This is a genomic window from Devosia naphthalenivorans (assembly GCF_003056355.1).
GTDB classification, from domain to species: Bacteria; Pseudomonadota; Alphaproteobacteria; order Rhizobiales; family Devosiaceae; genus Devosia; species Devosia naphthalenivorans.
This window is the reverse complement of record NZ_PYVW01000007.1, coordinates 15377-28917: the sequence shown is the minus strand read 5'-3', so window position 1 is coordinate 28917 and position 13541 is coordinate 15377. Positions and strand designations below refer to the sequence as shown.

Here is a 13541-nt window from a genome sequence, read left to right as displayed (position 1 = left end):
CTGATTTTCTTATTGTTTTTGGACTGAAACGAGTTGCGCTTCAGGCGTGGTTTGCAGGCGGTTTGCAAAGGCTGTTGCTGGTGCGTTCTCGAACAATAGAATCGCCGCCTCGGATAGCCGCTTAGTCCGGGCCAGATATCGCTCCAAAATTCGTGTCGCTGATTCAAGCGTGTGACCCGTGATGGAGACGATCTGCGGGATGCTGGCGTTCGCTTCGGCCAGCAGCGTGACCGCCGTTCCGCGCAAGTCGTTGAAGTGGAGGCGTTTGCTTGGGTCAGTGCAGTAAAGCTCGGCATCCTTCATGCGCTGGGTCCACGCTTTCGCGAGTGCCTTGTCATCTTTCTCAGTGTGCCAAGGGCGGCCATCTGGGCGGGTTAAAATATAGGGTCCTACCCGTGGTGTTGTGTCCAGCATCAGTTTTAGAGCAGCGGTGCTCTTGATCCAAACCCGCATGCTGGTCTTCGATTGTTTGAGGCTGATGGCGTCCCCGTCATAGTCCGACCAGCGCAGCCGAACGAGGTCGCCATATCGTTGCCCAGTGTGAATGGCGAGGATCATGGCGCGCTGAAGCTCAACAGGGCATCCTTTCATAAAAGGAATGATCTCCGCTTCGGTCCAAATTTTCTCAGCCCGGTCGCCAGCGTAAAGCCGTTCGAAGCCTTCCAACGGATTGCGACCAATGCGTCCTTTGCTCTTGGCATACGAGAACACGGCAGACATGATGGTCAAGCGGTTGTCGGCTTCACGAGGCCGGTCCCGACCAACCTCTTCTTGGTAGTCGATAAACTTGCCTATGACCCGTGGCGAACCAAGTGCCACGACGGGCATTGTGCCGAACTTAGTTTCCAGATGTGTTAGCATCCGCTTGTACTCGCGTTGCGTGGAGTCACGCTTTTTGGCGAACTTGGGCGAGGCGCGATATTCCCGAATTAGGCCAGCAACCGTCCCAATATCGCGCGGCATCACTCGTTCCGCGTCGTGATAGGCACCTAGGAACGCCGTCGAGCCGGGCACGCCATCTAGCCGCTTGCCGCTAGAACGATGATAGAAATAGAGGCGTGTGGAGCCGTCCGCTAGCTTTTTGCGGACAGTGTTCACGCCCTTCAAATCAACCGTAACCATTCTCCGCTTCCCACTTGTTCAGCGCCGCGTCTGGGTCATCGGTGCCTTGTTTTTGTAGAAAGCCGTCGAGGCGAAAAACTGCCTGTCTCAATCCTTCTACAGAAACGCGGCCGGTGGCATTCATCGGCGGCAGCATATTCTTTTTCATGTACTTGTCGTACGTCGTCACGCTCATAGAGCAAAGCTGGGCAGCCATGGCTTTGTCCACCATCAGCGGGGCCAAGTTAGCCAGCAGCACTCCACGGCGGGATTCGCTTGTCGCGTCCGTCGTCATTTTTGTGGCTCGATTTCCGGGTGATTTGCTTTGTCAGGAGCGGCGGCCCCATGGAAATCGTCAGCCCGATTAGAGAATGCCGTTCAGGCGCGCATCTACAGTGCCGGACGGATTTACTGTCGCGGTCACGGCCATGCCGAAAAGGGTCTTGCCAGCCGAATGTTGACCAACCCGGTTACTGCCTCGAAAATGAAGCCCGTCGCCGATGGCGATATTGAGGGCGACTTTCGGCAGTGTGGAGACGCCAACCGTCCCAAGATTTAGGTCGGAGCATGTCTTCGCGGCCCAGGCGGTAATGCCCAATTGGGATCCGACTAGAATGGGCGCGCCCGAAACGCGATCGGCTGGCGCGGGAATGTTGATGTTCTCACCCTTCTGCAGATAGTTTCTCATGGTGAAAGTCCTTTCGAAAATCGGAAGAGGATGCTGTGAGCGCCGGCTCAGATTGAGCGGCGGCAATTGCGGTGTCGGCAACGGCGAGGGGTAAGAGGGGGGTCGGTAAAGCCATCCTTCAGTCAGCCATTTTCAGAATTGGCTTCAACAACAAGTCAGCGTTCATCACCATTCGCCAACGCATGACGAACCCCTGCAGAATGGGTTCTGTAGCTGTATTTGCGGCGTGTGCTGTGTCTGGCTGCCCATTGATTTGGAAGAGACCACCAAAACCTGCTTCGCCACTCACGGGGGACAAGTGGTGGAGGACTTCAAAGGAAACCGTGTGCCCCAGTCGGATGGCGGCTATCGCACTCTTCATACGGGTGGGGACAAAAGTCTGACGTAGTCGGCGCAACTCGCTATAGTCCATGCCGATCTCATAAAGCTCAAACAGAAGCACACCTGCGCACCCCATCTCCTCGGTGTAGACGGCAGTTTTGCCTTGCCCGTTTCCGCTATACGGCTCGATAATTGCGCGTCGCGCAAAACTGCGAAACTTCTCAAAAACCCTTTCCATCTGGTCGTTGCTTGCGTTGGCATATGGCAACGCTGCTGCACAACTGGCAATTTGCCGAAGAGTTAGCTCGGCTGTGGTGGTCTCGTTATGCATATGGGGCTCCCTCTGCGTCGGGACAGGAATACTCAACTTGTAGAGCCAACGCAAGCTACTTGTGGAGCCAACGCAAGCTGTGTAGTTTGGCTGTGGCGTTTTGCCCGTTCACTCGGATAGCTTCCGAGCGGGACGGGTTCTCCGACGGCCATGCTGACTAAATTTGCAGGAAACAAAGATGCAACGGATTACAGAAGACGGCCTTGTTAAAGCGGGACTGGCTACTGCTGGAGCCGCTGGAGGACAGCAGCAGAGAAAGCTGGTGCGCTCAGAGCGTGCCCGGCAACGTGCATTCAATGCGGAATGCCGTCGCGCCCAAAGGTTAATTGAAAACGAACACGGTACTCTGGGAGCTATCCCCACCTCCATCTCTGCGATGGTAACACGCGCAGCTGTTGATCCGGTCTTTGCAATGTTGTTTAAAGAGATGCAGCGGCTTGCGCAAAAGTGGGGATAGGGCTGACCAAATCTGCAGCTTGGTCGCTCACCGGACTCCCTCTCTCTCCGACACCTTCTCTGGAAAAGCCTTTAAATCCTGATGTTTATGGCCATTGGCGTTAGTGTGCTCCATCAGCTGTCCTATCAGCCGAGTTCGGTGAGGTCACACCAACTCGCGAGGGGACAAAGTGTCGGGGAATCACACGGCTCGTGATAGATCAAGCGGCAGAGAAGGGGCCGACAGCAGTCCGGCAGCTTTCAGGCGACCAGCTCGGAATAGCTGCCGTTAGGCCCCGCATCGGACATTGGCAGATGCCGACCCCCATTCGGTCATCGCGGTTTGTTTTGGCCATGGCCAAAAGCAGACATCATTTTCAGGTCCATAATCGCGTATGTGCGCTTAGGATGAACAGTTCAGATGTTTCGCTTCAGGGCGGCGCAGCGAGCCCGTCAATGGCTCGCTCGGTTTCCGCACGGCACTGGACATTTAAGCAGTGGGCGCCTGGGTCAGACCGCACAGCAGCGGTCAACCCGAAGCGTCAGGGAGTTCCTTCTAACCGTGGCATGCTTTCCTGCTCATGGCCCAGGTACAGCCCGTGCTCTGGGCGAGCTACGGCGCGAAAACGAAGCGGCAAGGAGAAGTCAAGGGTTCCACGGCGCGGAAGCGCAATCTCTGCCGTTCGGTGTGCACATTCTTTCCCGCACACGATCCGTACGCGGTCGGAACGGTGACATCGCCCCCGAACCAAGCCCATCGGTGGACGTGAAAAGTCGAGACTAATGTTCTACTGGCCGAGCGCTTTTTCTCACGTTATGACTTCGGTAACAAAGGCGAAAACGCCACGAGGGAGGAACCGGTTCTGTTGGCTCAGTTCCGATGGAAGCTCTTTGCCGCATTGGTTGGCCTATCGATCCTGCTGACAGCCTTGACCGCGCAGTGGTACGTCTGGCCGATCTACCTTGATCAAACCACCTCGAGAGGCCTAACGACCTTGCGGCAATCGGTGGCAAGCATGTTGGGCATGGTGCATCAATACGAAAAGCTTCCCGAGCTCTTGGCTCAGGATGATTTGCTTGAGCAACTGGTGCAAGACACCGACAACATCTACCTGATCGACCAAACCAATCGCGCTCTTTACCAGACCAACGCGTTGCTGGGAGCATCCGACATCTATGTTCTCGACCTACGCGGCATCACCATCGCGGCCAGCAACTACGCCAGCGACGTTTCCTTTGTCGGGGACGACTTCAGCTTCCGACCCTATTTCCAGACGGCACTGAAAGGCGGAAGGGGAAGCTACTTTGCCCTGGGCGCCACTTCGTTGAAGCGAGGATACTATTTTTCCTCGCCCGTTCGCGTCGGCAACATCATCAAGGGAGTCGTCGTCTTCAAGGTCAATATCGAGACCATGGAGAGCGCCTGGGGAGGCGCCGAGCAGGAAGTAATAGTTACCGACCACGATGGTGTCATCTTCATGTCAAGCGAGCCCGAATGGCTTTTCCGCTCACTTGAGCCCCTCGATAAGGCCACAACGGCAGAGATTGCGGCATCGAAACAATATTCTGGCATTTCCATTGAGCCTTTGCCCGCGGTTTCCCGAAGGCAGGACGACGAGGAGACACTGCTGTCGGTCCGACGCGGCGAGAATGTTCAAGAGTTCGTGGCCGTGTCGGCGCCGATGACCGAAACGCATTGGATCGTGCACGTCCTGTCCGACACCAAGGCTGCCGCGAACCAGGCGACGCTCGTAACGATCGCGCTGCTGCTAGCTGAGGCCGTGATTGCAGGCGGCTTAGTCATTTTGCATCATCGGCGGACCCGCATGTCGCAGTATCTGGAAGTACAACGCCTGGCGCAGCGGGAACTCGAAGAAAAGGTGCAATCGAGAACAGCGGACCTGCACGAAGCCAAGACCGTGCTGGAAAAGGAAGTCCAGGAACGCATCGCCACCGAACAGGCGCTGCGCCAAACCCAATCAGAACTGGTGCAGGCGGGAAAGCTGGCGGCGGTCGGCCACATGTCAGCAGCCGTGTCGCACGAGCTTAGCCAGCCGCTCACCGCTATTCGCGCCTATGCCGACAGTGCGATCATCCTGGTCGAACTCGATCGGCAGGAAGAGGCCGCATCGACGCTCAAGCGCATTGTTGCGATGGCCGACAGAATGTCAAAAATCAGCCATCAACTTCGCAGCTTTGCCCGAATCCCGACGGGTAAAGTGCGCACCGTCGAACTTGCTGTTGCGCTTAACGACGCGATCGAAATCATCAGTCCGCGTCTCAAGGAAGCCGATGTCGAACTTGCTGTCCATGTGCCATCCTGCTTTTTGGTTGAAGCGGGCCTGGTGCGCCTGGCGCAGGTCTTCGTCAACATCCTGAGCAACGCCGCCGATGCCGTCGAAAATTGCGAAGAGCGCCGCGTGATGATAACTGCCCGTCTCGATTGTGATCGCGTCGCCATCTCATTCCACGACAGTGGGCCGGGCATTGCGGCGGACCGGATAAAGCGCGTCTTTGATCCATTCTACAGCACCAAGGGTACTGGCTCGAGCGCAGGTCTTGGCCTTGGCCTCTCCATTTCCTTCAACGTGATCAGGGATTTCGGAGGCGAGTTGAGCGTTTGCAACCATCAACAGGGCGGTGCAGTGTTTACCGTGACATTGCCCGCCGGCCTCGCCAACCAACCAATCGCGGCCAGGGAGGCAATCGTGTCATGAGCCGTGGCAGCGTGTTGCTTGTCGATGACGAAGATGGTCCGCGGAACGCCTTGATCCAGGCGCTGGAACTGGCCGGCTTCGCCGTCCAGGGCTTCCCCACTGCGGCACCGGTGTTGGAACTTGTAGGGTTTGGCTTTTCCGGTGCAATCGTCAGCGATATCCGAATGCCCGGCCTTGACGGCATGACACTGCTCGAGCGCATCCGTGAGATCGATCCAGAACTTCCTGTCATCTTGATGACCGGACATGCCGAAGTCCAACTCGCGGTGCGGGCGATGCAGGACGGGGCCTACGACTTCCTTGAAAAGCCGTTCCCGACATCCGAGTTGCTGACCACGGTGGCTCGCGCCCTGGAATGGCGCAAACTGGTGCTGGAGAATCGGCGTCTGCGGTCATCGACCCGCAATGCGGGAGACGACCTCGAACTTCGTCTGGTGGGGCGAAGCCAGAAGATGGTCGATCTTAGGTATAAGATACGCGCTATCGCCAGCACCGATGCGGACGTGCTGATTATCGGTGAAACCGGGACGGGCAAGGAAGTCATGGCACGGGCGATCCATGACTACTCATCGCGCGCCAATAAGCCCTTTGTGGCGATCAACTGCGCGGCGATGCCAGTCAACCTGATCGAAAGCGAATTGTTCGGCCACGAAGTCGGGGCTTACGCCGGGGCACTGCGCACACGTTTCGGAAAGTTCGAACATGCTCGTGGTGGCACAATCCTGCTCGATGAGCTGGGCTCCATGCCGATAGACATCCAGGCAAAGCTGCTCAGGGTGTTGCAGGAGCGCCAGGTCAGCCGGATCGGCTCAAACGAATTGATCGATCTTGATGTGCGATTTATCGCGGCGAGCAAGACGGACCTTGAGAAAGAAATTGCCGAGGGCCACTTTCGAAGTGACCTTTTCTACCGCCTGAACGCCGTTATGCTGCGCATTCCGCCGCTCCGGGAGCGGCGGGCCGATATTCCGCTACTGTTCCTGCAACTGATCGATCAGGCAGCCAATCGCTATCGCACCGAGGCAGTAGATGTTCCGCCGCAAGTGATTGCATCGATGGCGGAGAGAAACTGGCCGGGAAATATCCGGGAACTGCGAAATGAAGCGGAGCGCCGGTTGCTCGGCCTCAGTTGGATCGATGACGAGCAGAGCAGTGGCGATACCTTGACTCTGGCCGATCAAGTCGCCCGCTACGAACGCAACCTGATCGCGGCAGCGCTGGTTGCGCATCCAGATGGACTAAAGGCGGTCTATGAGGCACTTGGGGTGTCGCGCAAGACGCTCTACGAAAAAATGCGGCGCTATGGCCTGCATCATCGCGACCAGAATTCGGAAGAAACAGAATAGCTGCCGCCCGTGTTTAAACGGGCGGCAGTTTTCAGCGACCCAGCGTGGTCGATAGATATTCGATCACCTGCTTGGCCTGCTCGCTTTCGACGTCACTACCCACCATCACCTTGTAGTACCGCACGGCCTCTTCGTGATTGTATCGCAGATCGGTCACGACCTGGCCCATGTGGCACTCGGTGCAGACCTGTTTGACGACGCCTGCGTAGCGGCCGGGGGGGAACGGCGCTGCACTCATATCCTCCCGACTAAGCGCCTCTTCGGTGGTATCTTCGGCGGTCTCCGCAGCATCTGCCGGTTTGCTCTGAGAGAGAGCACCCGTGCTCAGCAACGGCAGGCCAGAAAGCGCGGCCAAAAGGAGACCACCGACGACAAGAAACCGATTGGTCATGACCTACTCCAAGGGTGATCCGAAGGATTCGTACATGTATTCAGGCCATCTCTGGTGAAGGAAAATAAAGGTCTCGTGCATCACCGCCATGAGCTGGCGCGTCCCCTCCTCTTCGGTCCCCGTCTTGAGCCGAATACCTACCGACATTTGAGACTTTCGATTTTCGCAGACGAGATCGAACGCATCGGGGTCGACGCGCCGATGCTCCGGCAAGTCTGCTGTGGTGCGCCCTCTCAGAAACGCGCGGATTTCCTGGTCCATCTTGGAGCGGGCAGCGACATTTGGGATCACATCCCGAAAATAGATCGTCTGTTGGGCCGGCTGCCACTGCACCCGCATGCGCTGGTAGTTGAGCCAGACAAAGTCGAACATCTTCTTGTCAGCCGCCGGGCGGAAATCCTGGAACACGCCGCGCTGAACGTAAGTTTGCAGCACTTCTGGAACTGTCATTGCAATCATTGTCTGAACGGCAACCGGGCTTGCCGGTTGCCGCCTCCTATCGTGTTAGTGGTAGTAGGACATGACGCCTGGTTCGACCTTTCCGAGGAAACCCGGTTCATATTGCTCGCGGATCCAGAATTCCTTCTTGGCCTGGCAGTTGATGACCGAGGGGATGCCTTCCTCGGCTGCGATCTCGTAGGCGCGCTTAAGCGCTGGCAGGAACTGGTCCGGCGTCTGGACATATTCGCCATGCGCACCAAGGCCTTCGGCCACCTTGTCGTATCGCAGGTTCTCCTGGAAAAGGTGCAGTTGGGCACCGCGCGGCAGGTCACGGCTGCTGTACCAGGTTCCCCATGAATTGTTGTTGTAGACGATGTTGACTACCGGGAGGCGGTACTTGGCTTGGGTTTCCAGTTCCATGCCAGTGAAGCCGAAGCCAGCATCGCCGGTGATGTTGATGATGGGCGAACCCTTTACCGAGGCCTGCACGCCGGCCCCTTGCTGTACGCCAGCGCCGACACCGACAGCATAGGCAACGTCGGGTCCGATCGAGCCGAACTGATAGGCGCCGTTGATGACCTGGCCAGGACGGTGCGCTTCGAGATAGCGACGGGTGTATCGCGCAATACCGAAACCGCCTGCAACCACTGTCGTTTGTTCGGGGGCAAGCTCACCACGATAGAGGAAATCGCCCAGTTCCTTGGCGATGACCGCCGGATGCACAGCATCGGTATAGCCGCTGCCGATACGGTAGTACTCGTCGTTCTGGGCCTGGAAGCTCTTGCGCGCCGCAGCGATTTCGTTGATCCAGGACGCTCGATCGGTCTTGCGGACCATGTCGGCGAGCGCTTCCAGCGCCAGCTTTTCACAGGCCACGATGCCCACATTGATTGGCATGTTGCGACCGATGTCGAGGGCTTCGGGTTGGATGCGGATGTACTTCGCCTCCGGCCCGAAAGCGTACTCGCCAGCCGATGGCATACAATATTGACCAACGAGGATGACGAGATCGGCGCTGGGCAGCGCATCCGGAGCGGCGCTGGCCGAAAGCGGATGATTGTGGGGGAACTTGCCCATGGTCGGTCCGGACTCCACGACGGGAATCTGAGCCTTTTCGGCAAGTGACATCAAGGCGTCCCAGGCTTTGGAATAGAACACACCGGTGCTCGCCACGATCATCGGGCGCTGCGAGGCATTGATCAGGTCGATGGCCTTAGTGAGGTCCGTCGTCGACGGGGCCGGCCGCGAGTCGGTGCGATAAAGACCGCTGTCGCCATAGTAGCCAAGCTCGGCTTCGCTCTTGATCTCGTGATTTGAAACTTCGGCGGTGAAGTCGATGTGGACTGGGCCCGGAATGCCGGTCTTGAGCTGGCGGAATGTATAGCCGACATATTCTGCGAGCCGCTCGGGCGTGATCAGCCGCTTGCCGTATTTCTTGATGCCAGTCGTCAAAGGCTGCTGCTGCATGACTTGAATTGCTGATTCAGTGTCATCCATGGACACCCGCATGTTGCTGGCGACAAGCAGAAGCGGAGTACGCGACGAATTGGCCGCCGCCAGCCCGGAGATCATGTTGGTAAAGCCGGGCCCCTCTGTGCCCGAAGCCACAGCAAGCTCGCCAGTCGCGCGGATGAAGGCGTCAGCGGCACTGGTCATGGCACCTTCGTGCCGGCCCGAATAGGAAGGAATGCCTTGATCGGCAATGGCATGGATAATGTTGTAGTTTCCGGGGCAGCAAAACAAAGCGGCCACGCCCTCTGCGGCACAGGCGCGCCCAAATAGGTTTGCGCCGGTCATTGGGAACTCGATCTTCGGCAAAGGGGCCGCATTGCGGTCCGCAATCTCCGCGGGAACTGTCGGGGCAACTTCGGCCTCCGCTTCCTGAGCGGCGGCATTACCTGCCATCCCAGCTGAGGTTGCGGCAGCCCCTGCACCGGCAGCGGCATATTTAAGGAAACTCCTCCGCGACGCTTTCATGGGCTCGTCGTTCGACCCGGTTTCTTTCGAAGACATGGACATCTCTCCTCCAATAAGGCTACGGCGGCGGTCACCCGCTTCTATCCGCGCTAAGGAAATAGAAGCGCCCAAATGGTCGCGTGCAACGCATCACACAGTACGTCGAGCCGGTTTTTGAGCGATCAAGGAGCGGTTTGGGTGGGTTCGGTAACACCGGATAGCGATGGTGTTACCGAACCATCCCAAAAGAGCGAAATTCATCGGGCACTAGTGACAAGTGAGCGCAACCGAGGGGAGCGGCGACGGTTTTCCAAGTGCCGCAGAGAGGCAAAAAGCCCGACCGGCGCCGTCACTCACCCGAGGAGAGTCTTGATGAACCGTACAGTTCTTGCTGCATCCACAATCACGCTTGCCATCGCCATGTCCGCCCCCACCCTGGCACAGGTCACCATCAACGGGAGGGACGTTCCTGCAAATCAGGTTGCCCAGCTTGAGGAATATTGCTTTCAGCTCAGCACCGATACGGCTGTTGCGGACACCGGGTCGCCTGAAACCGACCTGCAAGCCAGCGAAGAGGAAGTCGAGGCGCAGGCTGGTGGTGGAGCTACTGAAGGCGAAGTGGCCACCGATGAGCCGCCAGCCGATGCCAGGAAAGGGGAGCCCGAAGCGACTGATTTCTCGGACATCGACCTTCAAGCCTGCATCGAGTCGGGCCTTGTGCAGGCCGGCGCCAATGGCGAAGCTGGTTTTGGCGCAGAGGAACCCGCTGTCCCCAACTGAGGCCAAGTGCCTGCAAGACAAAATGCGGGTCGGCGCCCTTGCCGGCCCTAACGCTCGAGACCCAGCAGATACGAAATTACTGCGCCGCGGCGCACCGTATCCTGCCGTACTCCGAGGTAAATTCGAACACCGTCCGACGATCAACGTCGGTCTTATGGGTGCCCGAACTCTGGATCGTGGCCAAAGGGCCGCCTGTCGGCTTTACGACTGAACCGTAAGGTCCGAGGTGTCCCTCTCCTGATTCCATGGTGCTCGATTTTAACTGGTATTCGCCGGATTTAAGCACAGCCATCGTTCCAAGCTCGATGCCGTTGGCATCCGTGCAGAGATAGCTTCCTGCAGGAAATGACTGCGCCACGCCCGGAAGCGAAAAGGTGACAAGAACGGCCATGACGACGAGTGTGCGCATATCAACAGATTATAGCTTGAAGCGCCGGCGATCAATCGGCCGATGCCCCTGTCCGCCCGATACTCGACTCACTGTCTGCTTGACGCCAAGTTTCCAGCATAATTGCACTGATGCGGGTGTAATGGAGCAAAGGCCGCTGCCAAGATGCGCACAGAGCCAGCGAAGCCGCTCTTTGCGCCAAAGCCAGCAAGCGACTACTAGAATTCGTCTGCTTATCGTCGGTCCTTCCCCGAAGCGGACTGTCGGAAATCCTGAAGAGTTTCGGCTGCCGATGGGCGCCCGAAAGTCTGGGATGACCGCGGCAGCAACGGCAGCTAACGGGCACCGCAAACACCGCCCGAATGTCCTAACTGAGCGCGTTGCCGACCAAAAATCTGCAAGCCTCCTTTCGAATATGGCCAGCCGCCAAACGAGCTACTGGACAGTTGGAACAAGCCTTCATTCGTCCCGATACGTTCCTAACCGTCCACTAGTGGAGGACTCCCGCTCGTACCTTATAGCACCTTGGGTGCAGTCTATAGGCAGCTCATGGCTGCACTAACCCCTCTGGACACGTGGGGAACCTGGAGATCGCGAAGGCCCATCTCGATGCCAGACAGGGTCCCCATCAATACCAGTTCGTTGCACTGGCCCAAATGCCCGATACGGAAGATTTTGCCCTTGAGGCGGGTTAGTCCCTGGCCGAGGGACAGGTTGTACTTGGCAAGGACATGTCGGCGGAACATGTCGGAATCATGTCCTTCCGGCATTACGACAGCGGTCAGCACCGAGGAATGGGCCGCCTCGTTCTCGCAGAGAATTTCCAGCCCCCAGGACCTGACCGCGGCGCGTGCGGCAGCAGCGAGCCGATCGTGCCGGGCAAAGACATTGGCGAGGCCCTCTTCCTCGAGCAAGGCAATGGCCTCTTTGAGGCCATAGAGGAGGTTGGTCGCAGGCGTGTAGGGGAAAAACCCGGTTCGGTTAAGCTCGATCATCTCGGCCCAGTCCCAATAGGAGCGGCGCGAACCGCCGGTACGAGCCTGCTCGATAGCCCGGGGGGAAAGGGCCACGAATGCCAGGCCCGGCGGCAGCATGAGACCCTTTTGCGAGCAGGTGACCGTCACATCGGCGCCCCAGGCATCGTGCTCGTAGTTCAGTGAGCCGAGCGAAGAGATGGCGTCGACCAGCAGCAGGGCCGGATGGATTTCGGAATCGATCGCCTCGCGAATGGCCTTGATAGGACTGACAACGCCGCTTGAGGTCTCGTTGTGAACGACCATGACGGCCTTGATCTTGTGCCCGGTATCGGCAGCCAGGCGCGCTCGGATCTGTTCGGGATCGGCCCAGTTGCGCCAGTTGCCAGCGATGAACTCGGTCTCGATGCCCATTTTTTCGGTCAGCTTGCGCCATTGAGTAGCAAAGTGGCCGGTCTCGACCATCAGAACCCTGTCGCCTTCAGCAAGGAGATTGACCACCGCCGATTCCCAAGCTCCAGTACCCGATCCGGGAAAGATCAGCACCGGGCTCTCAGTCTTGAAGATGCGCTTGATGCCGGCAAGTACCATATTGGCGAGATCCGCGAATTCCGGCCCCCTGTGGTCGATGACCGGCATGCTGATGGCGCGCAGCACGCGGTCAGGCACCGCGCTGGGGCCGGGGATTTGTAGGAAGTGTTGGCCGAAATGCTGGTTCATGATGCGCCTTGCGATCTTGCGTCATTCTTCAAGCCATTTTGCATTCATTTTTCTTCGATAACAAGAATTTTGAATTCGATATGAGCGGTGATATGAATGACAAGGCAAATCACGAGGATTGCGATGGCGATAGCGGATGATGCGACGGAGGCGAGCGAGGTGACCATGCTGGTGCCGCTAACCGGCACGAGCGGCTCCCTACATGACGAAATTCTCGTCGGTTTGCGCCGCTACCTGGTGGAGGGTAACCTGCCCGACGGCGCGCGCATCCCAGAACGCCTACTATGCGAGACCATGGGTGTGTCGCGCACGCCGCTACGCGAAGCCCTTAAGGTGCTTGCTGCAGAAGGGCTTGTAGAACTTCTCCCCAATCGGGGCGCGCGGGTCCGGGCCTTTGATGAGAACGATATTCGAGAATTGTTCGAGGTTATGGGGGGGCTTGAGGCGCTGGCGGGGCGGCTGGCGTGCGAACATATCACCGATGCCGAGATCGCGGGCATCGAGCAGCTGCATTACGACATGTATGCCAGCTATATGCGACGCGACCTGCCGGCCTATTTTGCACTCAACCAGAAAATCCACTTGGCGATTGTTGCTGCGGCAAGAAATGCCATATTGGCAAATACTTACGCCAATTTTTCCAGCCGCTTACAGCGCGTGCGTTACAATGCCAATCGCGAGAATCACAAGGATCGGTGGGGCGAGGCAATGCGCGAGCACGAGCACATCCTTGAGGCCTTGCAGCGTAGGGCCGGGTTGGAGCTCAGCGATATCCTATTCCGTCACCTCCAGAACAAGCGCGTAGCAGCCTTGCGCTATCTCGGCAATCATCCGTGAGTGACGAGGCCTGAGCTGTGGGAACTAACTGCACTAAAAATGTGCTCCTACGCATTCTGCCCCTCGGGACGTCAAAATTGCATTCACTTTGAGATTTCCTCTTGAGTTGAATTCA

At 57.8% G+C, this 13541-nt stretch carries 14 protein-coding genes; 5 read left to right on the top strand and 9 right to left on the bottom strand.

Going from position 1 to position 13541, the window contains the following annotated elements; all coding sequences use genetic code 11:
- Positions 1-9 precede the first annotated feature (9 nt).
- The 4 genes from C8264_RS10755 to C8264_RS10740 all read right to left on the bottom strand — a co-directional run bounded on the left by C8264_RS10755 (position 10) and on the right by C8264_RS10740 (position 2441).
- Positions 10-1122, bottom strand: coding sequence for a tyrosine-type recombinase/integrase (locus C8264_RS10755; RefSeq protein WP_108460987.1), 1113 nt, complete (start codon positions 1120-1122; stop codon positions 10-12).
- Positions 1109-1396 carry a hypothetical protein gene (locus C8264_RS10750; RefSeq protein ID WP_108460986.1) on the bottom strand — a complete coding sequence of 96 codons (288 nt, stop codon included), beginning with the start codon at positions 1394-1396 and terminating at the stop codon, positions 1109-1111. Before C8264_RS10750 ends, C8264_RS10755 begins: the two co-directional genes overlap by 14 nt.
- A gap of 69 nt (positions 1397-1465) precedes the next feature.
- On the bottom strand, positions 1466-1789 hold the full coding sequence (locus C8264_RS10745) for a DUF2190 family protein (RefSeq protein ID WP_162783574.1): 324 nt from the start codon (positions 1787-1789) through the stop codon (positions 1466-1468).
- Between the two features lie 118 nt (positions 1790-1907).
- Positions 1908-2441 carry a hypothetical protein gene (locus tag C8264_RS10740; protein WP_108460984.1) on the bottom strand — a complete coding sequence of 178 codons (534 nt, stop codon included), beginning with the start codon at positions 2439-2441 and terminating at the stop codon, positions 1908-1910.
- A gap of 178 nt (positions 2442-2619) precedes the next feature.
- Here C8264_RS10740 and C8264_RS10735 point away from each other — a divergent pair, with 178 nt between their 5' ends.
- The 3 genes from C8264_RS10735 (at position 2620) to C8264_RS10725 (ending at position 6939) form a co-directional block, all read left to right on the top strand.
- On the top strand, positions 2620-2898 hold the full coding sequence (locus C8264_RS10735; protein ID WP_108460983.1) for a hypothetical protein: 279 nt from the start codon (positions 2620-2622) through the stop codon (positions 2896-2898).
- An 844-nt stretch (positions 2899-3742) separates the two neighbouring features.
- Positions 3743-5593, top strand: a complete 1851-nt coding sequence (locus tag C8264_RS10730; protein ID WP_108460982.1) for a sensor histidine kinase — start codon at positions 3743-3745, stop codon at positions 5591-5593.
- A complete protein-coding gene (locus tag C8264_RS10725) occupies positions 5590-6939 on the top strand; it encodes a sigma-54-dependent transcriptional regulator (protein ID WP_108460981.1) in 1350 nt (449 codons plus the stop codon). The genes C8264_RS10730 and C8264_RS10725 overlap by 4 nt, the downstream gene beginning before the upstream one ends.
- Before the next feature lie 31 nt (positions 6940-6970).
- Here C8264_RS10725 and C8264_RS10720 read toward each other — a convergent pair whose 3' ends face one another.
- Genes C8264_RS10720 through C8264_RS10710 form a run of 3 tightly spaced genes read right to left on the bottom strand, consistent with a single transcriptional unit; the run spans position 6971 to position 9784 of the window.
- Positions 6971-7330 carry a hypothetical protein gene (locus tag C8264_RS10720; RefSeq protein WP_108460980.1) on the bottom strand — a complete coding sequence of 120 codons (360 nt, stop codon included), beginning with the start codon at positions 7328-7330 and terminating at the stop codon, positions 6971-6973.
- Positions 7331-7333: 3 nt separating this feature from the next.
- Positions 7334-7789: a hypothetical protein gene (locus tag C8264_RS10715; RefSeq protein ID WP_108460979.1), complete on the bottom strand. Its 456-nt coding sequence runs from the start codon at positions 7787-7789 to the stop codon at positions 7334-7336.
- 45 nt (positions 7790-7834) lie between these two features.
- The gene (locus tag C8264_RS10710) at positions 7835-9784 is read right to left on the bottom strand and encodes a thiamine pyrophosphate-binding protein (protein ID WP_162783573.1); all 1950 of its coding nucleotides are present in this window, start codon (positions 9782-9784) and stop codon (positions 7835-7837) included.
- 315 nt (positions 9785-10099) lie between these two features.
- On the opposite strand from C8264_RS10710, the gene C8264_RS10705 reads away from it, so the two are divergent.
- Positions 10100-10507, top strand: a complete 408-nt coding sequence (locus C8264_RS10705) for a hypothetical protein (protein WP_108460977.1) — start codon at positions 10100-10102, stop codon at positions 10505-10507.
- 76 nt (positions 10508-10583) lie between these two features.
- On the opposite strand, the gene C8264_RS10700 is transcribed toward C8264_RS10705, so the two are convergent.
- Positions 10584-10916, bottom strand: a complete 333-nt coding sequence (locus C8264_RS10700; RefSeq protein ID WP_108460976.1) for a hypothetical protein — start codon at positions 10914-10916, stop codon at positions 10584-10586.
- 515 nt (positions 10917-11431) lie between these two features.
- Positions 11432-12589 carry a pyridoxal-phosphate-dependent aminotransferase family protein gene (locus tag C8264_RS10695; RefSeq protein ID WP_108460975.1) on the bottom strand — a complete coding sequence of 386 codons (1158 nt, stop codon included), beginning with the start codon at positions 12587-12589 and terminating at the stop codon, positions 11432-11434.
- Positions 12590-12754: 165 nt separating this feature from the next.
- Here C8264_RS10695 and C8264_RS10690 point away from each other — a divergent pair, with 165 nt between their 5' ends.
- On the top strand, positions 12755-13426 hold the full coding sequence (locus C8264_RS10690) for a GntR family transcriptional regulator (RefSeq protein ID WP_245893104.1): 672 nt from the start codon (positions 12755-12757) through the stop codon (positions 13424-13426).
- Positions 13427-13541: the final 115 nt, after the last annotated feature.